Annotated in this window: 22 protein-coding genes; 6 read left to right on the top strand and 16 right to left on the bottom strand. The window is 70.9% G+C overall.

Features of this window, described 5'->3' with window-relative positions; translation table 11 throughout:
- The first annotated feature begins 222 nt into the window (after nt 1-222).
- On the top strand, nt 223-534 hold the full coding sequence (locus tag JNL41_RS19880; protein WP_293477913.1) for a copper-binding protein: 312 nt from the start codon (nt 223-225) through the stop codon (nt 532-534).
- Nucleotides 535-541: 7 nt separating this feature from the next.
- Here JNL41_RS19880 and JNL41_RS19885 read toward each other — a convergent pair whose 3' ends face one another.
- From JNL41_RS19885 to JNL41_RS19940, 12 genes are all read right to left on the bottom strand, one after another.
- The gene (locus tag JNL41_RS19885) at nt 542-1,213 is read right to left on the bottom strand and encodes a hypothetical protein (RefSeq protein ID WP_293477914.1); all 672 of its coding nucleotides are present in this window, start codon (nt 1,211-1,213) and stop codon (nt 542-544) included.
- Nucleotides 1,213-1,833, bottom strand: a complete 621-nt coding sequence (locus JNL41_RS19890; protein WP_365698468.1) for a HupE/UreJ family protein — start codon at nt 1,831-1,833, stop codon at nt 1,213-1,215. Before JNL41_RS19890 ends, JNL41_RS19885 begins: the two co-directional genes overlap by 1 nt.
- A 68-nt stretch (nt 1,834-1,901) precedes the next feature.
- A complete protein-coding gene (locus JNL41_RS19895) occupies nt 1,902-2,216 on the bottom strand; it encodes a hypothetical protein (protein ID WP_293477916.1) in 315 nt (104 codons plus the stop codon).
- Between the two features lie 12 nt (nt 2,217-2,228).
- Nucleotides 2,229-2,972, bottom strand: coding sequence for a histidine utilization repressor (gene hutC, locus JNL41_RS19900; protein WP_293477917.1), 744 nt, complete (start codon nt 2,970-2,972; stop codon nt 2,229-2,231).
- Between the two features lie 16 nt (nt 2,973-2,988).
- On the bottom strand, nt 2,989-3,783 hold the full coding sequence (locus tag JNL41_RS19905) for a PepSY domain-containing protein (RefSeq protein WP_293477918.1): 795 nt from the start codon (nt 3,781-3,783) through the stop codon (nt 2,989-2,991).
- Complete coding sequence (locus JNL41_RS19910) at nt 3,732-4,436, bottom strand: hypothetical protein (protein ID WP_293477919.1); 705 nt, start codon at nt 4,434-4,436, stop codon at nt 3,732-3,734. The genes JNL41_RS19905 and JNL41_RS19910 overlap by 52 nt, the downstream gene beginning before the upstream one ends.
- A gap of 39 nt (nt 4,437-4,475) precedes the next feature.
- Complete coding sequence (locus JNL41_RS19915) at nt 4,476-5,468, bottom strand: hypothetical protein (protein ID WP_293477920.1); 993 nt, start codon at nt 5,466-5,468, stop codon at nt 4,476-4,478.
- Between the two features lie 14 nt (nt 5,469-5,482).
- Nucleotides 5,483-6,169 carry a cupin domain-containing protein gene (locus JNL41_RS19920; RefSeq protein WP_293477921.1) on the bottom strand — a complete coding sequence of 229 codons (687 nt, stop codon included), beginning with the start codon at nt 6,167-6,169 and terminating at the stop codon, nt 5,483-5,485.
- 119 nt (nt 6,170-6,288) lie between these two features.
- On the bottom strand, nt 6,289-8,934 hold the full coding sequence (locus JNL41_RS19925) for a TonB-dependent receptor (protein WP_293477922.1): 2,646 nt from the start codon (nt 8,932-8,934) through the stop codon (nt 6,289-6,291).
- A 584-nt stretch (nt 8,935-9,518) separates the two neighbouring features.
- A complete protein-coding gene (locus tag JNL41_RS19930; RefSeq protein ID WP_293477923.1) occupies nt 9,519-10,097 on the bottom strand; it encodes a sigma-70 family RNA polymerase sigma factor in 579 nt (192 codons plus the stop codon).
- Nucleotides 10,094-10,534: a periplasmic heavy metal sensor gene (locus JNL41_RS19935; protein WP_293477924.1), complete on the bottom strand. Its 441-nt coding sequence runs from the start codon at nt 10,532-10,534 to the stop codon at nt 10,094-10,096. The genes JNL41_RS19930 and JNL41_RS19935 overlap by 4 nt, the downstream gene beginning before the upstream one ends.
- Nucleotides 10,534-10,821, bottom strand: a complete 288-nt coding sequence (locus JNL41_RS19940; protein ID WP_293477925.1) for a hypothetical protein — start codon at nt 10,819-10,821, stop codon at nt 10,534-10,536. Before JNL41_RS19940 ends, JNL41_RS19935 begins: the two co-directional genes overlap by 1 nt.
- A 226-nt stretch (nt 10,822-11,047) precedes the next feature.
- On the opposite strand from JNL41_RS19940, the gene JNL41_RS19945 reads away from it, so the two are divergent.
- A complete protein-coding gene (locus JNL41_RS19945; protein WP_293477926.1) occupies nt 11,048-12,604 on the top strand; it encodes an acetyl-CoA acetyltransferase in 1,557 nt (518 codons plus the stop codon).
- 33 nt (nt 12,605-12,637) lie between these two features.
- Here JNL41_RS19945 and JNL41_RS19950 read toward each other — a convergent pair whose 3' ends face one another.
- Together JNL41_RS19950 and JNL41_RS19955 are read right to left on the bottom strand one after the other, a co-directional pair.
- Nucleotides 12,638-13,420 carry an SDR family NAD(P)-dependent oxidoreductase gene (locus JNL41_RS19950; RefSeq protein WP_293477927.1) on the bottom strand — a complete coding sequence of 261 codons (783 nt, stop codon included), beginning with the start codon at nt 13,418-13,420 and terminating at the stop codon, nt 12,638-12,640.
- Nucleotides 13,417-14,187, bottom strand: a complete 771-nt coding sequence (locus JNL41_RS19955; RefSeq protein WP_293477928.1) for an alpha/beta fold hydrolase — start codon at nt 14,185-14,187, stop codon at nt 13,417-13,419. Before JNL41_RS19955 ends, JNL41_RS19950 begins: the two co-directional genes overlap by 4 nt.
- Before the next feature lie 244 nt (nt 14,188-14,431).
- Between JNL41_RS19955 and JNL41_RS19960 the strand changes: the two genes are divergently transcribed.
- Nucleotides 14,432-15,580: a HupE/UreJ family protein gene (locus tag JNL41_RS19960; RefSeq protein ID WP_293477929.1), complete on the top strand. Its 1,149-nt coding sequence runs from the start codon at nt 14,432-14,434 to the stop codon at nt 15,578-15,580.
- A 14-nt stretch (nt 15,581-15,594) separates the two neighbouring features.
- Nucleotides 15,595-18,249, top strand: coding sequence for a DUF3604 domain-containing protein (locus JNL41_RS19965; protein WP_293477930.1), 2,655 nt, complete (start codon nt 15,595-15,597; stop codon nt 18,247-18,249).
- Nucleotides 18,250-18,288: 39 nt separating this feature from the next.
- On the opposite strand, the gene JNL41_RS19970 is transcribed toward JNL41_RS19965, so the two are convergent.
- Both JNL41_RS19970 and JNL41_RS19975 read right to left on the bottom strand, forming a co-directional pair.
- The gene (locus JNL41_RS19970; RefSeq protein WP_293477931.1) at nt 18,289-19,719 is read right to left on the bottom strand and encodes an MFS transporter; all 1,431 of its coding nucleotides are present in this window, start codon (nt 19,717-19,719) and stop codon (nt 18,289-18,291) included.
- A 6-nt stretch (nt 19,720-19,725) separates the two neighbouring features.
- Nucleotides 19,726-20,517, bottom strand: a complete 792-nt coding sequence (locus tag JNL41_RS19975; RefSeq protein ID WP_293477932.1) for an SDR family oxidoreductase — start codon at nt 20,515-20,517, stop codon at nt 19,726-19,728.
- 162 nt (nt 20,518-20,679) lie between these two features.
- On the opposite strand from JNL41_RS19975, the gene JNL41_RS19980 reads away from it, so the two are divergent.
- Nucleotides 20,680-22,539 (top strand): alkyl sulfatase dimerization domain-containing protein, encoded by a 1,860-nt coding sequence (locus tag JNL41_RS19980; protein ID WP_293477933.1) that lies wholly within the window; start codon nt 20,680-20,682, stop codon nt 22,537-22,539.
- 19 nt (nt 22,540-22,558) lie between these two features.
- Nucleotides 22,559-23,437: a crotonase/enoyl-CoA hydratase family protein gene (locus tag JNL41_RS19985; RefSeq protein WP_293477934.1), complete on the top strand. Its 879-nt coding sequence runs from the start codon at nt 22,559-22,561 to the stop codon at nt 23,435-23,437.
- Nucleotides 23,438-23,488 lie beyond the last annotated feature (51 nt).

The raw sequence follows: 23,488 nt of genomic DNA on the forward strand, positions 1-23,488 counted from the left end.
GCGCCGCCGAGGCCAGGGCGCCGCCGCCGCGCAGGAGCCGTCGCCGGTCGATAGAGCTCACGAGGTCATCCGCCGTCACTGCGGACCCGACGCCGCACGCCATCTCTACGCACCGCCGCGGGCCGCCCCTCATCGCGCGCCCGCCTGAGGGCTCCGCCCGCACGCTGCGTATGGGAACGGGAAGGTCGGCGCCCGTGGCTCGATCCCGTTTCCGGAGTTCGCATGAAGTACGCCCTGTCCGCCGCGATCCTGACGCTCGCCTCCCCCGCCTTCGCGCAGCACCCGGCTCACGGGGCCGCGGGCCAGCCGTCGGCGTCCGCTGCGGGTCCGATCAAGGCCGCCGGGGTCGTGAAGTCGGTCAACCCGAAGGCCGGCACGGTGAAGATCCATCATGCTCCGATCCCGGCGCTGAAGTGGCCCGCCATGATCATGGATTTCAAGGCTCCACCCTCGGTCATCGCGGCGGCCCGGGTCGGACGGTCGGTCACCTTCACCCTGAACGCGACCGGCGATCAGGTCACCTCGCTGCAGTAGCAGCGCTTCAGGGCCGCACGGCCGGCGCCGCCGCGAGCGGCCGGATGCCGGCGAGGTTGCCCTCCTCGCCGGCCGGGACGAGCTGGTAGAAGCCGGAAAGCCTGAGCCGGATCGTGATGGGCCGGTCCGAGCGGTTACGGAAGTACCAGCCGTGGATGCCGTCGACCGGCGCCGTCAACGAGCCGTTGGCCGCGGCGCCGCTGCCCTTCCCGTAGTCGGCCACGCTGACGGGACCGCCCTTGGCGTCGGCCGCCACCGTGTGGCCGTGAAAGTCGAACATCAGGTCTTCCGGAACCGCGAGATTCTCGGCCTGCCAGGCGTAGACGAGGCTCGCGCCCTTCGGCAGGCGGACCTTGAACTCCAGGGCGTTCCTGCGCCCCTCGTCGCCGTCCGCCGCCAGCGGGATCTCGAAGGTGTCGGTGCGGAACGCCGCGGGCTGCCGGACCGCCGCCGGCGCACCGGCGGCGGCGGGCGCCAAGGCCACCTCCTCCGGGGCCCAGAGACGCGAGAGGCCCGTGGCGCGGCCGAGGCCCAGGGGGTCCTGGTCGTACTCGGCCGGGAGGACCGCGGCGAAGGTGATGACGACGGCCGTGGCGGCCGCGGCGCCGATCGAGATCAGCAGCGTCCGCTTCGACGGCACGGCTTCGGGCGCGGGCAGGGAGGCGTTTGGGTCCGACATCACGCCGGGTCTCCGTAGACGAGGCCGCCGAGCTGGAAGCCGATGAGGACGAAGCCTGCCAGCATGAGCAGGACGTTGGCGGCGACCGACATGCGCCGGTAGCCGGGCAAGGTGCGCCAGATCATGATGAGCGCCAGCATGAAGGTGAGCGCGATCATCTGGCCGATCTCCACGCCGACGTTGAACGACAGCATGTTGACGATCAGCCCGTTCCTGGGAAGCTCCAGCGCCTGCAGCTTGGTCGCCAGCCCGAACCCGTGGATCAGCCCGAACCCGAACGTCGCCGCGCGGGGATCGGGCTGGACGCCGAACAGGGTCCGGAAGCCGCCGAGGTTGTCGAACGCCTTGTAGGCCACGGAGAGCCCGATGACGGCGTCGACCAGGTACGGGTTCACGGCGATCTGGCCGAGCACCCCGGCCAGCAGGGTCAGCGAGTGACCTACCGAGAACAGCGTCACGTAGAGCGCGACGTCCTTCATCCGGTAGAGGAAGAAGATGACGCCCAGGATGAACAGCAGGTGGTCGTACCCCGTCACCATGTGCTTGGCGCCGAGGTAGAGGAACGGAACGACGTCGGGTCCGGTGGTCGACGCCACGAACGCCGCGTCCTTGCCGCCGATGCCGTGGGCCGCCGCTCCGGACGCCGCGAGCGCGAAGAGGACGGCGGCGGCCGGCGCCGCCCAGCGCGTCACTTCCTCGCCGCAGGCGGATTGATGGTCACGTCGATGGCGACCAGGTCTTCGAGGCTGTCGCCGAAGCCCAGGGCCTTGACCGCCTGGCCGACCTTCAGGTCCCTCGACGAGACGCGCTTGCCGGCCACGACGACGCGGGTGTTGGCGTCCATGCCCAGGGTGAGGACCTTCCCCTCCTTCGTCCGTACCTGGACGGTCTTGGACGTCACCGCCGTGACCTGGCCGGAGACGGTCATCTCATCGTGCGCCAGGGCCGGCGCGGCCAGCGCCAGGAGCGCGGCGGCGGTCAGAGGGACGAGCAGCTTACGCATCTGAAGACTCCTTCACGTAGCGGCGGGGCCCGGACCGGGCGCGAAGCGGGCGACGAGGTCGTAGGCGTCGCCCGGGAACGTCATGCGGACGTGGGTGATCTTGTCGCCGACCCGCCAGGTCCGGCGCTCGACGACGAGGCAGGCCGCGGTCGCTTCGATCCGCAGGACCGCGGCTGTCGGCCGGGTCACGTTCACCGCGCTGATCCGGTGCTCGGCCTCGGTCCAGGCCACATGGGCCAGGAGCCAGCTATTGGGCGGCGTGACGGCGAAGTCGACGCGTTCGGCTTCCGGCACCGATTCGAGATTGATGACCCGATCCTCGAGGGCGAACGGACGGCCGCCCGCGCGGTGCAGGCACCGCAGCACCAGCACGTCGACGCGGTCGGCGAGGTCCAGGGCGGCCAGCTCCTCGCGCGAGGCCGTGCGGACCTTCCGGGAGAGGAGTTCGTAGCCGTAGGGCTCGCCGCGCGACGTCACCTCCGCGGCGATGTCCGGCACGTCCATCACCGCGGAGTGGATGCGCGGGCGCGCGACGAAGGTTCCGACCTTGCGCCGCCGCTCGATGAGGCCGGACTCGGCGAGCGGCTCCAGCGCCCGGTTCACCGTCATCCGCGAGCAGCCGTAGTGGGCCATCAGTTCATGCTCGAACGGAATGCGATGGCCCGGGGGCCAGGCGCCGGAGAGGATGCGCTCCGACACGTCCGCACGGATGCGGCGAAGCAGCGAGGGGTCGTTCGGAGGGGTGCCGGTCGGCACGGCGCGCTCCTCCATCTCACCGCGGGTCCTGCACGCGGCGCGCGGCGCGCCGCTCGAACGGCGCGATGAGCCACGCGACGTCGGCGCGGCGGAAGCTTCCGAACAGCAGGATCAGGCCGCTCAGCGCGAGCCAGGCGACGCCACACGCCACCGTCACGATCAGCGGATGGTTGAAGCTCTCGCGGGCAGTGTAGTCCATGATGTGGAACATCCAGGCGATGTCCCAGAGCCGGGACGCATCCGTCTTGGCTCCGAGCACTTCGCCCGTGGCGCGCGACACGAAGAGGGCGGTGTGTTCGCCGTCGGCGTAGGCGACGCGCCAGACGGGCCGCGCCATCTTCCGGGTCTCGTAGGTCGAGCCTTCGACCAGCTTCACGCTCTCGACCGGCGCCGCGCCGGCGTAGCGCGCCGTCGCCAGCGTGCGGGCCAGCGCCGCATCGACGGCGAAGGGGCGCCCCGTGTCGGCGTCGAGCAGGCGCACGGCGCCGTCGGCCGTCGTGACCTGGTAGGCCCATCGGTCGAACAGCGGCTTGAGTTCGAGCTTCACGAGCGGCGCGCCGAGCGGCGCCTGCACCACCGCCAGCGGCGCCGGCGACGGACCGTAGGTCAGTTGGGCGACGGGCAGCACGGCGTGCTCGCCTGCGACCTTCTGATGATCGACCAGCGCCATGACCGCGCCGCTCAGCGCCCAGATCAGGAGCTGCAGCCCGAGGACCAGGCCGAACCATTTGTGGAGGGTGCGGATGAGGAACATGGCCGTCACGCCGCCTTCGGCCGGCGGCGGCGCCGGAAACTGTAGAGGAGCAGCCATGCGCCGGTCAGCGATGCGGCGAACGCCATCCACGTCGCCACGCGGATCAGCGGGTTGTTCACGTCGCTCCGCGCCTCATAGTCCATGATGTGGAACATCCAGAGGAAGTCGTATGCCCGCCACAGATCGTGGCGGCGCGCCACGAGCTCGCCGGTGAGCGGCGAGATGTAGAAGGTCGGCCGCCAGGCGCCCTCGAACTCCACGCGCCAAAGCGGCAGCGGCCGGGACTGGATCTCGGTGGGCCTGGACGTCGTCAGCAGTTCGGCACTGACCACCCTGCCCGTCTCGGCGAACAGCGCCTGGGCGCGGGCGCGCGCCGCGGCCTCGCCCAGCGGCGAGAGCTTCTCGCCCGTGCGCGCATCGAAGAGCGCCTTCCCGCCCTCTGCGTCCACGACGTAGACCGGGCGGCCGACCTGGGTCTCCAGTTGCGCGCTCCGGAGGCCAGGCGCCAGGTGCGCCAGGTGGGCCGGCTCCAGCAGCCCGGCGATCGCGAGGGGCGGGGCCGGCGCGGGCCGCACCAGCCGGTCGCCGTGGATGATGTCGATGTGGATGGCCGCCATGTAGAGGCCGCTGACCGTCCAGAAGACGGCCTGGATCGCGATGATGAGCGCGAGCCACTTGTGGGTCGTCCGCGCGAGGGCCGGCAGTCGCATCTTGGGTCCTGATGGTCGGTTCGTTCGCGGCCCGTCAGATCACCAGTTGGGATCCATGCTGGGCGTGCCGGGGAAGCGGACGACGTGGTCGCCGTACAGGGGGTCGTAGTAGTGGCCGCCGTCCTTGTAGTCGGGGTTCCACTGCCGGACGCCGTCGGGACGCAGGCGGTAGAGGTAGGGCGACACGAGCAGGCGCTCGAGGTGCCAGCGTCCGGCCGCGCCGGACGGGATGTCCTCGCCCGAGCCGTAGAGCATCAGCCCGCCGTCGGCGTAGACCTCGTGCGCCGGGCTCGTCTCCTTGTATTCGTGGCTGACGTTCATGACCTTGTGCCCGATCTCGTGGGCGACGGTCCGGCGTGCGCGGGCCGGCGTCGAAAGGTTGTCGAGGGTGATGACGCCGCGATACGCCCGCGGGATCGTGTTCCAGTACGAGTAGGACGGGAAGGAAAGCCCGCCCGTCCGCACCATCTTCACGGTCCAGTTCCGCGCGTCGGACCGGTCCAGGAACGGCATGATCACGTCCTGCAGGGCCACCAGATAGATCGTGCGGTCGCCGTCCTTGCGCGGCTCGATCATGCTGTCGAACGCGTCCCGCGCCATCTGCGTCAGCTCGCTCGGATGGCGCGTGTTGCCCTCGTACATGTTGATGTACTCGGTGTCGGGGACGCGCGGGATTTCGTTCGCCTGGATCGCGAGGAAGCGCGGATCGACCGCGCCCGTCCTGACCGCCACCAGATTGATCTGGACGCCGGTCGGCCGGTAGATCTCCTTCGCCGATCGCACGCCCTCCAGCATCTGCGCCAGCGTCAGCTTGTTGAACGACGGGTCGAAGTTCGACGGGATGTAGATCACCACATCCATCGTCAGCTTGCCGCGCTCCAGGTCCTTGTTGAAGGCGGCCAGGTCGACCGAGTCCACGGACTTCCAGACCACCTTCCTGGCGGGAGGCGCCGCCGCGGCCGCGGACACCGCCATGCCGCCTTGCAGGCACAGCGCCGCCAGGACCGCCAGCAGGGGGCGAAAAGCCTGCACGCGTCGCGCTCCCATCAGGGCTTGATCTTCAGGACGGCGTCGAAGTTCGGGTTCACGCTGCGCGCGAACGCGATGGCCGGATCGTCGGGCTTCAGCTCGCTGTAGTAGAAGGCAGCGCCGTTCCGGCGGTCCTTGTCCGTCGCCGCGCGCATCGCCTTGATGCCGCGGTTGAACACGTCGTAGTCCTTGTTTTCGCCCTTCGGCTTCACGACCAGCAGCAGCGCGGGCTCGTTGAACGGCGCCTCCCAGCCCGTGGGCATGTTGTCGCCGAAGCGGAACAGCGTCCCGGCCTGCATCACCTGGCGCTTGCCTTCGCTGGCCAGCACCCACTTGCCGCGCACGGTGTAGATGATGCTGCCGATGTCGTGCGGGTGCTCGGCCAGGAACATGCCCGGCTGCAGCTCGATGAAGAACGCCCGCGTCTCCTCGGCGAACAGCAGCGGCCCGAACACGCCCTCGTGGGTCGCGACCGCCGACTTGTTCTTCACGGCGTCCTCGATGTTCGGGATCACCTCCACGTTGGTCGCCAACTGGACGTAGGACGGCGCGATGTCGGTGGCGGGGACCCTGGTCTTCGGCTTGATCGCCGGCTTGGTGGCGCCGTGCGCAGCGTGCGCGCTGTGCGCCGCGTGCGGGTCGGCCTGCGCCAAGGCCGCGGCGGGCAGCGTCAGCGAGAGGAGGAGAGCGACGGCGAGCCTCACGGGATACCCTTTCGATCTGCGCGCGCCGGGAGGCGAAGGCTCCGGGCGGGTTGGAGGAAGCATCGGGTCGAGGTGCGCCGGCGAGGTGTCGGAGGATCCGCCGGCGCACCCCTTGGGGGCTAGAACTTGTACGTCAGGCGCACATAGCCGCGTCGCCCCACCAGGTCATAGACGAAGGTGTCGGTGTTGCCGTCGGTGAAGCTGGGCAGGAACGGCGCATCCTCTTCGAAGATGTTGTCGACCCCAACCGCGACCGTCGCGTCGTCCATCAGCCGATAGGCGAACTGGGCATTGTGGTAGAAGACGTTGGGCGTGCGGTAGCCCAGCGCCGTGGGCGCGGCGCTGAGGTCGGTGGCCTTGCCGATCCACTGGATCGTGTAGCTCGCGCTCCACTTCGGATCGTCCACCGTCAGCGAGGTCAGCCCGCGCCACTTCGGATAGCCGCCGATCCCCCCGCCGATCCGGCCGCGGTAGATGATCGGCGCGCCGCCCGGGAACGGGATGATGGTGTAGTCCTTCAGGTAGGTGACGCTGCCCGTCAGGGTCGCCCGGCGCGCCATCACGTCGAACGCGTAGGTCGCCGCGGCGTCGTAGCCCTTCACCGTCTCGGCGCCGACGTTCACCTGTTGCGACGAGAGGAAGTTGATCTCGCCCGTCAGCGTGTTGCGGGTAAAGTTCTGCGCGGAGCAGAACGGGTGCGCCAGGTTGGGCGTGTTGTAGCAGACCGACAGCTTGGTCGAGCCGGTGATCGAGCGGATCGCGTTGTCGATGTCGATCTTGAAGTAGTCGAACGTCAGCGACAGCCCGGGGACGACGGGCGGCTCCCACACCAGGCCCAGCGTCAGCGTCTCGGCCTCTTCCGGGATCAGGTTCACATTGCCGCCGGTGGTGGTCAGGATCGCGTTGTTGGGCTGGACGTAGTTGGCGGGGACGCCCGTCGCGCGACAGTTCGCGACCAGGGTCGCGTTGGTGCTGGTCGAGTAGCGGCTGCAGGGGTCGGTGGTGGTGAGCTGGCCCTGGGTCAGGCCGCTGAACAGCTCCGCGACGTTCGGGACGCGGAACGCCGTGCCCCAGGTCGCGCGGGCGCGCAGGCCGTAGGCGATCGACCAGTCCAGGCCGGCCTTGTAGTTCACGTCGCTGCCGAAGCGCTTGTAGTCGGAGAAGCGGATGGCGCCGTCGAACCGCAGCGACTCCACCATCGGCAGGTCCTTGAGCAGCGGAACGCTGAGTTCGCCGTAGGCTTCGACCGCCTCGACCGCGCCCTTGATCGGGCTCTGCTGGTTCGAGTTCGCGATGCCCAGCACGATCAGGTTGTCGGGATTGCGGAAGCCCTCGTCCTTCCGGTACGTCGCGCCCGCCGCCACCTGCAGCGGACCGGCCGGAAGCTGGAACAGCGTGCCCGTTGTATCGAAGCTGAGGTTCAGCGTCTCGTTGCCGCCGGTGTCGATCGTCGTGGTCAGGATGTAACGGAGCACCTCCGGCGTGACGTCGCCGGCGCCGAGGTAGTCCGCGCACGGGATCGCCGCGCCCGGCGTGAACGAGCAGACGGCGGTGTTCAGCGTGTTGGCGACGTTCTGCCGGTTGGCGATGTTGGTGAAGCCGTCCGTTCCCGTGCTGCGGCCGTAGTTGGCCGAGAGCTCCCAGGTCCAGTCCTTCCCGAACTTGCCGCGCGCCCCCGCCGTCGCCTGGTAGGTGTTGGTCTCCTGGAAGGCCACGCGTGAGCCGCCTTCGACCAGGCGCCGCTGGATCACGGTCACCGTCTGGCCCGTCGGGTTCGTCGGGTTGCTCGCCGCCACGACGAGGTTCGTGAGCGTGCCCGGCGTCGAACTCTGGTCCGTCTTGCGGTGCGTATAGAGGAACTCGCCGAAGAGCTGGATCCCCTCCGCCACCTCGTACTCGCCGAACACCCCGGTCGTCAGGCGCTCGAGGGGGTTCACGGCGTTGAGGTAGTTGTTCCCCTGGAAGCCGTGGACCGCGACGTTGTACGGCGCGAACGTGTTGCCGCCGGTGAAGTTGATGATCTGGCCGTTCGGCAGCGAGGCGCGACCGCCGGCCGTGGCGCCGCTCCCGGAACAGACGAGCGTCCCGCTGGCGCCGCTCTTCTGGCAGCCCGCGCGGCTGAACATGTTGACCGGCTGGGTCACCTGGTAACTGGCCGCGAACTGCAGGTGGCCGCGGTCGGTGCGCAGGCCGTAGGCGGCGTCGGCCGTGAAGTCGGTGCCATCGCCCTCGTCGCTTACCCCGTAGCGGGCGGCGACCTCGAAGCCCTCGATGTCGGTGCGGGTGATGATGTTCACGACCCCGGCCACCGCGTCGGTGCCGTAGATCGCCGAGGCGCCGTCCTTCAGCACCTCGATCCGGCCGATGATGGACGCGGGGATGGTGTTCAGGTCGGGCGCACTGTTGGCGCCGGTGCCCCCGTTGACGAGCCGCCGCCCGTTCAGCAGCACGAGGGTCCGGTTGATGCCGAGGCCGCGCAGGTTGACCGTCGCCGTGCCCCAGCCCCGCGACGCCCAGTAGGCATTGCCCTGGCCGCCCGAGTAGCCGGCCGCCGCGGGCAGCCGCTGCAGCATCGTCTCCACGTTGACGATGCCGCTCTTGGCGATCTCTGGCGCACCGATCACGGTAGCCGGCCCCACGCCCTCGATGTCCGCACGCTTGATGCGGCTGCCGGTGACGATGACTTCGCCCACGTCGTCGCCGTCGGCCGCCGCCTGCGCGAGCGCCGCGCCGGACGGCATCAGCGCCGCGCATGCGCCAGCCATCAGAAGTCGCTTGCCAAGCCCGTTCATGATCAAACCCCCAATGGATCCCGCATCGGGCGCCGCGTTCCGCTGGTCGCCACAAGGCGCGAAGGAGCCGACGGAAGGGTGTCAACGTCAAGTCATGTATATACATAATGAAGGCCGAGTTTCGGTTGTTTTTGCCGAGACTCTGTCGGATTTTCCCGCATCCGCCTCGCATTATGCCCCGAATTGGGTATTTTTATCTTGATATTGGGGAATATCCCGCATTTATCGCGTTATTTTTGTCTTCGTCGCCGCGTTGACAGTGACCATCGGCTTGACAGCCAAGCAAGCATAGGAAAGAGGAATAATTGTGCAGGATAAGTGTGCGATGAGGGGGACTCGTATCAGATGATACGATCTCATCAGGCAGCTTCAGGATCTGGACAGAGCGGATTTAGGATCTCGAATACCTGCATTTCCGACTGAATACATGACATTCGCATCGCCGGAGCGGCGTGCGGTCCTGGCCCCGCAAGGCGGGACGAACGGGCGCGGATGAGCGCCTCGCATCGACATACGCAGCGGCGAAGCGCACCCCTCAGGACCGACGTGCGGTCCCGTCAGGACGCGTCGTCGCCGAGCTGCAGGAGCTCGGCCAGGCGCCGGCGCGCCCGGTAGACCCTGATCTCCACCGCCTTGGCAGTGAGCCCGAGGACCTCTCCGGCCGCCTGCTGCGACAATCCCTCGAAGACCGTGAGAATGAGGGGCTCCTTGAGGCCGGCCGGCAACCCGGCCACCGCGCGGTCCAGCCGGTCCAGCCGCTGGCGCGTGATCAGCGACATCTCGGCGTCGGGGCTCGGATCCGCGCGGCTCTGCGCCTCGAAACCTTCCGGATCGGCCTGCCCGAGCACGACACGGCGCAGATAGCGCCGGCGGGCGCGGTCGCGGCACTTGTTGAGCGCGATCGCACGCAGCCAGACGCCGAACGGGCGACTGTCATCGTAGCGGGCCAGCGCCTTCCAGGCGGACACGAAGGTGTCCTGCACGACATCGCCCGCAGCGTCGGGATCGCCCGTGTACCGCCTTGCGAAGCGGAAGAGATCGTTCGTATGCGCCCGCATGAGCCGGCCGAATGCGGCGTCGTCGCCGGCCAGCGCCCGCGCGGCCAGGGCGGCGTCCGGTGCGCCTTCGCCGGTCAAAGGGTCTCTTCGGTGAGGGCCTGCGATATGCGTTGGTCGTAGCGGGCCGCCTGCGCCGGCGTCAGGATCTTCCGCATCTCCAGAACGTGGAGGATGGTTTCCTTCTGCAGTTCGCCCATCGTGTGGTGGAAGCGTTCGACCGCAGCCTGGACCTCGGGCGAGTAGGTGTGCCCCGACTGAATCGCCGCCGCCAGCGCGGCGTTCGCGGCGCGAAGTTCCGCTTCGCGCGCCTTGCGCCGCACGGCGAAGTCGCGCTCCAGCGTTTCGAGCTGCGCGTCCTGGCCGGCGCTGAGGTCGAGTTCCTCGTGGACGAACTCGTGCAGCGACGGTGGGTCCGGCTCGCGCCCGAAGATCCTCGCGCCCGCCCAGGCCCCCACGCCGATCGCCGCCAGCGACAGGACCAGCGTGATCAGCAGGTTTCGGGAGACCAGCCCCACTAGTGCCTGTCCAGCAGCGTGGAGGGCGCGAACACGCTCGCGACCTGGAACGCCGCCACTTCCGGCCTGGGGGCGGCCTCGCGCGCATGCGCGGCCCCGAGCGCCGCGCCGGCTGTCAGCGCGAAGACGACCGCACCGGCGCGGGCCGGCAGCAGCCATGCGTCCACCGAGCGCGCACGGCGGACGCGCGCGATGCGCCGCCACGCTCCGGGACCGATCTGCGACAGGTCCGCATCCGGCGGCGAGGCCCGCAGCGCTTCGATCAGGTCGTCGAGGGAAGGTTTCAAGCGGTCGCCTCTCACTGCGTCACTAGACCCTATACGACAGACGGTCCCGGCCCCCTCACCGCCCCGGGGTCTGAACACCGCCCGTCATGGGATACCGCGTCCGGGCGGCGCCGGTCGAGCCTGCGGCAGGCCGCTCCCGCCCGGGCGCGGACTCGGCTCCCCTGACGCTACGTCGCCGCGCTATAGGGTGCGCCGCGCGTGCGCCTGGATGCCAGAGGGGACGAGAATGGACGACAATACGCCCGTGATCATCGGTGTCGGCGAGGCTTCCGAGCGGATCGGGGCGCCGGACTACGCGGCGCGCTCGCCCGTCGAACTCGCCGCGCTGGCCGCCAGGGCCGCCCTGGACGACGCCGGCGCCGCCGTGGAGATCGCGCCCCGGATCGAGGTGATGGCCGCAATCCGGCAGTTCGAAGTGTCCGGCCCCCGCGCCGTCGCGCCCTTCGGCAAGTCGAACAACTTCCCCCGCTCGGTGGCCAGGCGGATCGGCGCCCACCCGCAGCGCGCGATCCTGGAGCCGGTCGGCGGCCAGGGCCCGCAGCACCTGGTCAACGAATTCGCCCACGCCATCGGGCGCGGCGAGATGCGGCTGGCGCTGATCTGCGGCTCGGAGGCGATCTCCACGGTCCGTGACCTGGCCGGCAAGGGCGAGACCCGCGACTGGTCCGAAGCGGTCGAGGGCCAGCTCGAGGAGCGCGGCTACGGCGTCGACGGGCTGGTCGACGCGGTGATCGCCGAGCACGGCGCGCGCACGCCCATCCAGGTCTACGCGATGTACGAGAACGCGCGGCGCGCGAAGCGCGGGCTGACCCGCGAGGCCTACCTGCGGGAGATGGGCGAGTTGTTCGCGCCCTTCACGACCGTGGCGGCCGGCAACCCGCATGCCATGTCGCAATCGGTGTTCACCGCCGGGGAGCTGGCGACGGTGACGCCGCAGAATCGCGTCGTCGCCGACCCGTTTCCGCGCCGCATGGTGGCCCGCGACCAGGCGAACCAGGGCGCCGCGGTGCTGATCGCGTCCGTCGGCATGGCGCGCGAGCTGGGCGTGCCGGAGGACCGCTGGGTCTACCTCCACGGCGGCGCCGACGTGACTGAGCGCACGCCGTTCCAGCGCAACGACCTGGCGGCCTATCCCGCCGCGGTGCTGGCCGCCAAGCAGGCGCTCGCGGGCGCCGGCGTGGGCGTGGACGAGATCGCCGCCTTCGACCTCTATAGCTGCTTCCCGGTGGCGGTCTTCAGCGTGCGCGACGAACTGGGCATCGCGGCGGACGATCCGCGCCCCCTGACGGTGACCGGCGGCCTCCCGTTCTTCGGCGGCGCCGGCAACAACTACTCGATGCACGCGATCGCCAGCCTCGTGCGGGCGCTCCGGGCGAAGCCGGGGTCCTACGGCCTGCTCGGCGCGAACGGCGGGTTTCTGTCCAAGTATTCGGTCGGCGTCTACGCGACCAGGCCGCGGGATTGGCGGCCCTTCGACAGCGCCGGGCTGCAGGCCGAGATCGACGGCTGGTCCGCGCCGACCCCCGCACCCGACAGCGCCCTGGAAGGCGCGGTCGAGACCTACACGATCGACTACGGCCGCGAGGCCCCGCATGGGGTGCTCGTCTGCCGGACCGACGCGGGCGAGCGCTTCCTGGCCATGACTTCGCCGGACTATCCGGCGGTGCTGGAGGCCATGCGGGCGCAGGACCCCCTGGGCGCGCGCGTCTCCTGCGCCCTGGACGAGCGCGGTCGCCGGGTCGTCGAGGCGATCGCGATCCGGAACGGCCCCGCCGCGGCCTGACGCCGAAGCCTCCGGCCGGGGCGCCGTCGCGCGCTAGAACGCTTCGCCGTGCAGGTCGAAGTAGGCGCGGTAGGGGACGCCGCGGCCGGTGAGGAAGCCGGCGTCGACCGGCAGGACGACGCCGGTGATCGCGCGCGCCGCGGGGCTGGCCAGGAAGTAGCAGGCCTCCGCGATGTCCTCGGGCTCCACCACGCGCTGCAGCGGCACGTTCGCAGCCGTGGAGGCCTGGCGCTCCGGCGGGATGTCGCCGCCGCCCATGCGGTTCGACATCGGCCCGGGCGCAACGGCGTTCACCCGGAAGCCGTGACGGCCGAACTCGAAGGCGGCCTGCCGCACGAGGCCGTCGAGCGCCGACTTGCTGGCCGCGTAGTGGACGCCCGACATATAGGCGACATGGCGGCTGGCGATCGAGGAGATCACCGTCACCGAGGCGCCCGGGCCCGACGCGTTGGCGGCGGCGGCCTTGATGGTCAGGAATGCGCCGGTGAGGTTCACGTCGATGACGCGCCGCCAGTCCTGGGCGCTCATCTGCGGAATGGTGTGGCGGCTGGCGACGCCCGCGGCGCCGGCCACGGCGTCGAGCCCGCCGCGCGGCTTCGCGAAGGCCTCGACCAGCGGCAGGAACGTGGTGTCGTCGGTGACGTCGCAGACGAAGCCCTCGGCGCTGAGGCCCGCGGCGCGGATCGCGTCCACCACGGCGGCGACGCCGTCCTCGCGGGCGTCGAGGACGGCGACGTGCGCGCCGGCCTCCGCGAAGCGCCGGGCGATGGCGGCGCCGATGCCGGCCCCGGCGCCGGTGACGAGGGCGGTCTTCATGTCGGGAAAGCGCTCCTTTGCGCGGACAGGAACTGCTCCAGGAGGCGCAGCACGAGGTCGGGCCGGTCCAGCAGCGAGGCATGGCCGGTCATCGGCATGACGTGCAGTTCCGCGCCCGGGATTTCGCGGGCCATCCGGCGCGAGCCTTCCAGGTTCGGGTCCTGCTCGCCGGTGGCCAGGAACGTGGGGACCGCGATCGCCGCGAGGCCGTCGGTCCAGGCGGGATGCCCCGCCAGGGTGCGGGCCGAAACGCCGGCCCCCTCCGGATCGCGGCGGGCGAACCAGCGCCGGTCGATCCGCGGCGTCGGGATCGCGGCGGCGTCGCGCAGGGCCCGCGCCTGCGCGCTGCCCGTGGCGCGCACCGCTTCCGGCGCAGGGGGGCCGCCGGTCGCGTCGAACAGGATCAGCCGCCCGACCCGCTCCGGCGCCTGCAGCGCCATGCGGGTGGCGACCCGCGCGCCGTAGGCCATGCCGCACACGCTGGCCCGGGCGCACCCTGCAGCGTCGAGCACCGCGAGCGCATCGGCGAGATGGGTGTCGAGCGTGTGCGACGCCGGCGGCCCCGCATCGCTGTCGCCGTCGCCGCGGCGGTCGTAGCGTAGCACGGCGTAGCGCTCGGCCAGGGCGGCCGTCGCGCCGTCCCAGATCCCCAGCGCGGCCGTGGCCATCGAGCACAGAAGCACGGCCGGCGCGTCCGCGGCGCCGTCGCGCCGCCAGGCGATGCGAACCCCGTCGGGGCGGCTCAGGACGGCGTCGGCGCCACTCATGCTCGTCAGGCTCCTCTCGTCGATGGGCGTCCTGGGCCGCGGCGTCATCCGGCTCACGTTTTAGGCGGCGGATTTCGGGATACCATATGGCGGCGAGGAATGTCGGCATTCCCGCGCGTCGGTGGACCAGGCTCGGGACCGCGATATACCGGTCACTCAAAGCCGCGAGAGACGGCCAAGGGAACGACCGATCGTGGCTTCCGGATCGCACGCTCAAACGCCATGGATACGCCGCCTCGCTGCGGTGGCGGGCGCGTGGCTGTCGGCGGCGCTCCTGCTCGTCGTCGCCGCGGCGCCGGCGCAGGCGCACAACCTGCCCTACGCCCTCGTCGACCTGCGGATCGGGCCGGGAGGCAAGCTCGACATCGCGCTCCGCTGCCATCTGACGCCGCTGGTCCAGGGTCTGCCCCAGGGCGCGTCTGACGACGCGGTCGCCGCGCGGCTGATGGCCATGAGCGACACCGAGATCGCCGCGCGATCGGCCGAGGTCGCCGGCCAGATCCGCGCGATGCTGAGCCTGCGCGCCGACGGCCGCCTCATCGACGTGGCCGTGCGGATGCCGACGCCGGGCCAGATCCGCGCCGAGGCCGCGACGCCGCGCCTCAGCCCCATGCCGTCGGAGCCCATCGCGATCACCGCGCAGGCGCCGGCCGGAACCACCGTCGTCGACATCGCCCTGCCGCCGTCCCTGGGGCCGGCCGTGCTGTCCACGCGCTATCCCGACGGCACGACCACCACGGCGCCCATCCCCGACGGCCAGCGCAGCCCGGACCTGCGCCTCGCGGGCCCGAGCCCCGTACTCGACCACCTCGACGCCGTGCTTCGGTTCGTGCGTCTCGGCTTCGGCCACATCCTGCCCGGCGGCCTCGACCACATCCTGTTCGTCGTGGCGCTGGCGATAGGCGCGCCGCGGCTAGGCCCGCTGGTGAAGCTCGCCACCGCCTTCACGCTCGCGCACTCGCTGACGCTGAGCCTCGCCGCGCTCGGGTTCGTCTCGGCCCCGGCGTCGCTCGTGGAGCCCGCGATCACGCTTTCGATCGCCGTGGCGGCGATCCTGTCGTTCCGCGCGGCCTCGGGCGATGTCGGCTGGGTCCGACTGGGCGTCGTGTTCGGCTTCGGCCTCCTGCACGGCCTGGGCTTCGCCGGCGCGCTCGCCGAGACCGGCCTGCCGCGCGGCGCCGAGCTCACCGCCCTCGCCGCCTTCAACGTCGGGATCGAGCTGGCCCAGATCGCGGTCATCGTCCTCGTGCTGGCCGCGCTGCGCCTCGCCACGCTGCTGACGCGCGACCCGCTGCTGATCTCCCGCCCCGTCACGGCGTGCGTCGCCGTGGCCGGGCTCCTCTGGACCGCCCAGCGCCTCGTTCTCGAGTTCGCGCCGGCCACATTCGGATGAAGGACCTACGCCCCATGACCCGCTGGTCCCGCCGCCAGACCCTCGGCGCGCTCGCCCTCGCGGGCGCTTCGACCATTCCGCTCGGCTGGGCCGCCTCGCAGACCCTGCTGCAGCCCGAGGCGCCCGCGCCCGGCGACTACATGAGCCGCTCGCTGCGCAAGCGCGTCGAGCAACTGAAGCGCGACGTGGCGCTGGCGCCGACGAGCGTCGCCACCACCCGGGCGCGGACCGAGGTGCTCTACGCCTGGATGAACGCGCTGTCGCTGACCGGCCAGTACCTGCACCCGGACATCCCGCAGCTCGTCACCACCATGAACGCCCCGGGCTTCCCCCAGACCGGCGAGCGGGCGAAGAACCGCATGCTGGCGGCGCTCGACCAGTACGTTCGCACGCTGAGCGCCCTGGAGAAGAACCCGAAGCTAACCGGAACGGTTTCGGCCAGGACCGAAGGCCCCTGGTATGTCGACGGCTACGTCCAGTTCGAACAGACCTACACCGTGGGCGAGGCGCCGCTGAAGGCGGGCGGCGGGATCGTCATCCCGAACCACTTCTACTTCACCTTCGCCGACCTGCAGGCCAGCGATCCGCACGCCGACAACTACATCTCGTGCCGCACGTCGAACCCGGCGGTGAGGATCGTGCGCGACACCTTCCCGATCGCCGGGATGTTCTCCACGGGCCTGGGGGTCGGGGAGATGCCCCGCGTGTTCTTCAGGATCGCCGAGGGCGAACTGAAGGCCGGCGAGACGGTGACGGTCACCTACGGCGACCGTTCGGGCGGCTCGAAAGGGCTGCTGCTGTTCCAGGTCTCCAACTCGGGCGTCCGTTTCCCGTTCTGGGTGATGACCGAGAAGGACGGCCTGCTGCTGACGCCGCGCGAGGTCACGACGCCGCTGCTGGGCGGCCCGGCGGCCAGCGTGCGGGGCTTCAACCCCTCGATCGTCGAGCCGAACGAGCCGTTCGAACTCTCGGTGCGCACCGAGGATCGCTTCCGGAACCTCGCGACCGGAGGCGCGCCGGCGTGGACGGTGCTCCTGGACGGCAAGCCGTTCCGCGAGATCCCGGCGTCGGCCAATTCGATCACCGTCCTGCGCGACGTGAAGATCGCCGCCCCCGGCGTGCATCGCTTCCAGATCGTCTCGGCCGACGGGCGCTTCAGGGGCGAGTCCGCGCCCGTGCTGGTCGAGGCCGACCCCACCGACCGCATCTTCTGGGGCGAGACCCACGGCCACTGCGGCTTCTCGGAAGGGATGGGGCTGGTCGACGCCTACTTCGAGTTCGCCCGCGACGAGTCGCGGCTCGATTTCGTCAGCCTCACCGAGCACGACCTGTGGATGGACGCGAGCGAGTGGGAGCAGATGCGCACCGCCGCCCGCAAGTTCGACGCCCCCGGCCGGTTCATCACCTACATGGGCTACGAGTGGACGGTGCTGTCGGCCTATGGCGGCCACCACAACGTGATCTTCCGCCGCCTCGACGGGGTCCAGCCGGTCCCGAGCCAGCTCTTCCCGGCCCTGCCCGACCTCTACCGGGGCCTCAGGAAGCACTACGCGCCGAAGGACGTGCTGGTGATCCCGCACGCTCACATGACCGCCGACGCCACGCAGAACGACGCGGCGCTGGAGCCGGTGGTCGAGATCGTGTCCGAGCACGGCATCTTCGAGTGGCTGGGCCAGCGCTATCTGGCGAACGGCTGGCAGCTCGGATTCGTGGGCGGCGGCGACGACCACCTGGGCCACCCCGGCTACAAGATGCGGCCGCTGGGGCGGTTCTACTTCGACGGCACGGGCGGGATCGCGGCGGTCAACGCGCCGGCCAGGGACCGCGACGTCCTGTTCGACGCGATCAAGGACCGCCGCACCTACGCGACCACCAGCGACCGGATCATCCTGAAGGCGGCGCTGAACGGGACGCGGATGGGCGCCGTGGCGCCGAGCGCGGCGCGGCGCGTGGTCGAGGGCGTCGTCCATGGCACGGGCCCGATCCAGTCGATCACCCTGGTCAGGAACGGCAAGGACCTGGAGAGCCGCAACTTCGAGGCCCCCGACGGCGCCGGCGACGGCAACATGGTCGAGGTCGACTTCTGGTCGACGTCCGAGCCCGGCAAGCCGCTGGAGGGTTCACGGACCGAGCGGGTCTGGACGGGAACGATCAAGGTGACCGGGGCCAGGCTCGACGGCGCGTTCAGCCCGCAGGTCGAGGCTCTGAACTACCTCTCCGAGTGGGTGCGGCCGCAGCCGGGCGCCGCCGACACCGTCACCTTCCGCCTGACCACGCGCGGCTATGCGAAGGCCGTGCGCCTCAGGCTCGGCGGCGACGTCTCCAAGGCCCGCGTCGAGGTGAGCCTCGCGCTCGTCGGCGGGGCGAACGCCGTCCACGCCGCCGACGTGCCGCCGCCCGGCCAGGCACGGGACCTCGCCGTCCCGCTGCCCGTCCTGGCGAGCGGCGCCACGCCCTCCAGCGCCTCGCAGGACCGCATCACCGTGCGCCAGATCCGGCCCGCGACCGAGCGCGACCGGACCTTCCGCTTCGAGGACTCCGAGGCGCCGAAGGATGGCGACAACTACTACGTCCGCGTGGTCCAGGCGGACGGCGCCGGGGCGTGGTCGAGCCCCTGGTGGATCGGCGCCGTGCGCGCGCCGCGCCGGACGGCGCCCGGCCGGGGGTGACCCGCCCGAGCCTTCCGGGGGCGCGGCCGTTCGCGCCCCCTACTTCGCGACGAGGTCCTGCTTCAGCCAGCGGCAGGTCAGGAGGAAGAACGCGCCGCTGGCGGCGTAGAGGCTGGCCGTCACCAGCAGCGACTGCTGCAGGCTCTGCGGGTGGGCGACCGCGCAGACCTGTTCCAGCTTCGCCGGAAGGTTCGCACGCGCCGCGCCCTCGCAGGCGGCGCGGGTCAGGTCGGCGGCGCCCAGGCCCGCGGCCTTCATCCGGAACAGCACATCGCTCAGCCAGCCGATGAACAGCGGCCCCAGGCCGTAGCCCAGCAGGTTCAGCATGAACATCAGCACCGCCGTGGAAAGCGCCCGCGTCTGTGCCGACACCACGCCCTGCCCGATCGTGTACTGGGCCGCGAGGTAGCCGTACTTCGCGCCGCCGCCGATCACGAGACCCAGCAGGCAGAGCCGCAGGTCGTGGGTCGTGAACGCCAGCACGTAGAAGGGGACCGAAATCGCCATGCCCGCGGCCGGCAGCCACGCGATGGCGGTGGTGCTGCGCGACCCGATCTTCTCGGCGAGCCAGCCCGTGCCGAGCGTCCCCAGCGACGAGGCGATGGCCACCGGCACGTTGATCATCAGGGCCGCCTCGCCGGCGGTCAGGCCGAAGCTGCGGTTGATAAAGAGCGACTGAAACGACGAGATGCCGTAGCCGCAGAAGGCCGCGATGGTGGCCGCCGTCGTCATCGACCAGAACGACTTCTTGGATGCGATCTCCCTCAGGCCGTCGGCGAAACGCACCGTCTCGCGACGCGGCGTGCCCGGCGGGTCGGTGTAGCCGCGCGGCGGCTCGCGCACGGTCAGCTTCAACGCCACCGCCACCAGCAGCCCCGGCACGCCCAGGATGAAGAACGCCCAGCGCCAGCCCAGCGCATCGGTGATCGGTCCGCCGATCACGTTGGCCAGCATGGTCCCCAGCGTCACGCCCATGGCGTAGTAGCCGAGCGCGGTCGAGCGGGCCCGCGGCGGATAGTAGTCGGCGATCAGCGAGTTGGCCTGCGGCGTGCAACCGGCTTCGCCGATGCCCACGCCCACGCGGCAGGTCAGCAGCACCCAGAACGCGCCGATGGTGATCGAACCGATGGTGACCTCGGCGGCCAGGCCACAGGCGGCGGTCATCAGCGACCAGAGCGCTACGCAGATGCTCATGATCCAGACGCGGTGGCGGGTCTCGGCGATCTGCGCCAGCGGCACACCGACGATCGTGTAGAGCAGCGCGAAGCCGAAGCCGGTCAGCAGGCCGAAGCCGGTGTCGGAGATGCCGAGCTCGGGCTTCATTTGCGGCGCCACCACCGACAGCAGCGACCGGTCCATGAAGTTCAGGATGAAGATGAAGAGCAGCGCCGTAAGGACGTAGGTCCGGTACGGGCGCGAGCCGTAGCCGTGGATGTGACCCTCGTGCGCGGGCGCGCCGGCGGCGGACACAGGGCGTCAGCCGCCGGCCAGGGACGCGGCGATCTTGTCACGCAGGCGCACCATGCCGCCGATCCAGCGATCGTAGTCGCTCGTCTTGCGCTGCATGTAGGTCAGGACCTGCGGGTGCGGCAGGATCAGGAAGGTTTCGGCGGCCAGGCCGTCGACCACGCATTGCGCGACCTCGGCCGGCGACAGCACGCCGTCGACCGCCTGCGAGCCGCGGGCGTCTCGGATCATCGGCGTGTCCACGGCCTGCGGACAGAGGATCGAGACGCCGATGCCCTGGCTCCTGTGGGTGATCGCCAGCGCTTCGGCGAAGCCGGTCGCCGCGTGCTTGGTGGTCGCATAGACCGGGCTGCCGGGCTGGCTCAGCAGGCCCGCCGCCGAGACCGTGTGCAGGAAGTACCCCCCGCCGCGGGCGATCATCCCGGGCAGCGCCGCGCGCGCCGCATAGACGTGGGCCATCACGTTGACCTCCCAGCCCAGCGTCCAGACCTCGTTGGAGGCCGACGTCGCGTTGTTGAAGTCGGGGTCGCGCACGGGCACGCCGGCGTTGGAGCACATCAGGTCGATGCGGCCGAAGCGCTCCTCGGCCAGCGCCACCATCCGCTGCACGTCGGCCTCGACGGCGACGTTCGCCTGCGCCGGGACGCCGCCCACGGCGTCGGCGGTCGCCGCCGCCGCCTCGCCGTCGAGGTCGGCGACCAGGATTCCCGCGGCGCCTTCGGCGTGGAACCGCTCCGCCAGGGCCTTGCCGATGCCGCCGCCGCCACCCGTGATCACGACGACCTTGCCCTGCAGGTTCATGGCGAGCCTCCCCGGCGGTTGATCCGCCCCGGGCGCGAACCTGAGGATTTGGGCCCGCCTCGTCAATCCATTTGATACCAACTCGGAACATTTGAATTGAACCGCGCTTCCGGTAAGCCTAGCGTCCGCGAACGCCGCGCATCAGACGGCGAAGGGGGAAGCATGTCGGAGGCCGATCCGCGCCAGGACGCGACGGACGCCACCCGCGCCGCGCACGCGGCCGTGGCGGCGAACCTGCCCCCCGACGACGGCGGCGACTTCGCGCTCGCGGCCCGGGGCTTCGTCGGCACGATCCCCGACGCCGACGTCCCCGGCGCCTGGAGCCAGCGCCCCTTCGCCTTCCTGGACGGCGAGCGGCCCGACACGGTCAATCCCAGCCTCTGGCGCCAGGCGCGGCTGAACGCCATGCACGGCCTGTTCGAGGTGACGCCGGGCGTGTGGCAGGTGCGCGGCTTCGACATCTCGAACATCACCTTCATCGAGGGCCGCGAGGGCTGGATCGTCATCGACCCGCTGACCTCTGCCGCTCCGGCCGCGGCGGCGCTGGAGCTGCTGCGCCAGCTCAAGGGCGACCGGCCGGTGACGGCGGTGATCTACACCCACAGCCACGTCGACCACTACGGCGGCGTCATGGGCGTGCTGACTCCCGATGACATCGCCCGCGGCGTTCCGATCGTGGCGCCCGAGGGCTTCCTGCAGGCCGCCGTCGCCGAGAACGTCCTGGCCGGCAACGTCATGAGCCGCCGCGCGACCTACATGTACGGCGGTCTCCTGCCCAAGGACCCCAAAGGTCACGTCGACTCCGGCCTCGGCAAGGGCACGTCGACGGGCAAGGTCGCGCTCGTCGCCCCCACGGTCTCGGTGACCCACACCGGTCAGTCGCTGACGCTGGACGGCGTCGAGGTCGTCTTCCAGGTGACGCCCGACACCGAGGCGCCCGCCGAGATGAACTTCCACTTTCCGCAGTTCGGCGCGCTCTGCATGGCGGAGAACTGCACCTGTCACCTGCACAATCTCTACACGCCGCGCGGCGCGCAGGTGCGCGACGCCAAGGCGTGGGCCTTCTACATCGACGAGGCGCTGGCGATGTTCGCCGGCAAGGCCGACGTGATGTTCGCCAGCCACCACTGGCCGCGCTGGGGCGAGGACCCGATCCGCGCGTTCCTCGGCAAGCAGCGCGACCTCTACAAGTACATCCACGACCAGACGCTCAGGATGGCGAACCACGGGATGAACGGGCCCGAGATCGCCGAGGTGCTGAAGCTGCCGCCGACGCTGGAGGCGGAGTGGCACACCCGCAGCTACTACGGGACGCTCAGCCACAACGCCAAGGCGGTCTACCAGAAGTACCTCGGGTGGTTCGACGGCAACCCGGCCAACCTGAACAGGCATCCGCCGGAAGCGGCGGGGCGGCGGTACGTGGACGCCATGGGCGGAGCGGGCAAGGTGCTGGCCGAGGGCCGCCGCGCCTTCGAGGCGGGCGACTACCGCTGGGCCGCCGAGATCGTGGGCCACCTCGTCTTCGCCGACCCCGCGAACGCCGACGCGCGCGCCCTCCAGGCCAACGCCCTAGAGCAGATGGGCTACCAGGCCGAGTCCGGCCCCTGGCGCGACTTCTACCTCACCGGCGCGCAGGAGCTGCGCAAGCCCCGGCCGAAGTCGGACACGCCGCGGCAGGCCTCGGCGGGCCAGCTCCGCACCCTGCCCGCCGACAACCTGCTGGACGCGCTTTCGGTGCGGCTGAACGGGCTCGCGGCCGGCGACCGGGCCATCGCGTTCACGGTGGCCTTCAGCGACACCGGCGAGCGGTTCGCGGTGCGGGTCGAGAACGCGGTGCTGCACCATCGCGCGGGCGAGGCCGGACCACGGGTCGAACTGTCGCGCGGCCAGCTCGTCGACCTCGTGACCGGCGCCGAGACGCTGGAGTCCGCGGGCCTCGCCGGCGACGGCGCGGGCGAACTCGGCCGCCTCGTCGCCCTACTCGACCGCTTCGACCTCTGGTTCGAAATCTCAGCGCCCTGATCCCGGAGACCCTTCGCCGATGCCGCCATTCGAGACCCTGCTCTACGACGTCGACGGCGACGGGATCGCGACGATCACGCTGAACCGGCCCGATCGGCTGAACGCCTTCACGCCGAAGATGATGCTGGACATGATCGCCGCGTTCGACGCGACCGACGCCGACGACGCGGTGAGGGCGGTGATCGTCACCGGCGCGGGCCGCGGTTTCTGCGCCGGGGCCGACCTGGGGGCCGGCGGCGGCACCTTCGATCAGGGCGCGCGCGAAGCCGAACGGCGCGCGGCGGGCGACACCGGCGACGTCACCCGCGACGGCGGCGGCCGGGTGTCGCTGCGCATCTTCCAGAGCCTGAAGCCGGTGATCGCGGCGGTGAACGGCGCGGCAGTGGGCGTGGGCGTGACCATGCAACTGCCGATGGACATCCGGATCGCCTCGACCGAGGCCAAGTTCGGCTTCGTCTTCGCGCGGCGCGGCATCACGATGGAGGCCTGCTCGTCGTGGTTCCTGCCACGGCTGGTCGGCCCGCCGGCCGCGCTGGAGTGGTGCTATTCCGGTCGCGTCTTCACCGCCCAGGAGGCCCATGCCAAGGGCCTCGTCCAGGCGCTCCACGCCCCCGAAGACCTGTTGCCGGCCGCCCGCGCGATCGCCAAGGGCTTCGCGGAGTCCGCGCCGATGTCGATGGCCGTGATGCGTCAGCTCATCTGGCGCGGCCTGACCGCGGACCACCCGATGGAATCCCACCGCGCCGACAGCCGGTCGCTCAGGATGCGCGGCGCCTCGGACGACGCGAAGGAAGGCATCGCGGCCTTCCTCGACAAGCGCCCGGCCGCCTTCCCGGACAAGGTTTCGGGGGGCCTGCCCGACCTTTGGCCGGAGTGGGAGGAACCCGAATACCGTTGAGCGTCGCCATGCCTGCGCTCGACCTCGCCATGCCTCGCGGCTTCTGGCGCG

This window comes from Phenylobacterium sp. (assembly GCF_016793285.1).
In the GTDB taxonomy this organism is placed as follows: domain Bacteria; phylum Pseudomonadota; class Alphaproteobacteria; order Caulobacterales; family Caulobacteraceae; genus Phenylobacterium.